This is a genomic window from Amycolatopsis jejuensis, from assembly GCF_000717335.1.
Lineage (GTDB): Bacteria > Actinomycetota > Actinomycetes > Mycobacteriales > Pseudonocardiaceae > Amycolatopsis > Amycolatopsis jejuensis.
Genome location: NZ_JNYZ01000109.1, coordinates 1 through 368, shown reverse-complemented (window position 1 = coordinate 368; position 368 = coordinate 1). Strand labels below are relative to the sequence as shown.

Below are 368 nucleotides of genomic sequence, written 5' to 3'. Positions count from 1 at the left end.
CGGGGTCGAGGATTGTGGGTGGGATCCAGTGGACGATGTCGTCGGTGATGGTGATGTCCCAGTCGCTGTGGTGGACCAGGCGGTGGTGGCGTTCGCAGGCGGAGGCGAGGTCGTCCAGGTTGGTGGGGCCGCCCTCGGACCACGGACGGACGTGATGCGGGGTGGTCCATTTCGGGCCACGGTCACAGCCCGGGAAGGTGCAGCCTCGGTCCCGGATCGCCAACGCACGGCGTTGGGTGGGGGTGGCGGTGCGGGCGGAGCGGCCGAGGTCGAGGATTTGGCTGTTGGTGCCGAGGACGGCGGGGTAGATCTTGGCGTCGCAGAGGAGGCGGCGTAGGTCGGCGATGGGGAGTGGGGTGTGGTCGTCG

The 368-nt window shown here is 69.6% G+C and carries 1 protein-coding gene; it reads right to left on the bottom strand.

From position 1 onward, the window contains the following. Positions 1–368: HNH endonuclease signature motif containing protein (locus OO71_RS45970; RefSeq protein WP_033296442.1), on the bottom strand; the 368-nt coding region annotated here is incomplete at both ends.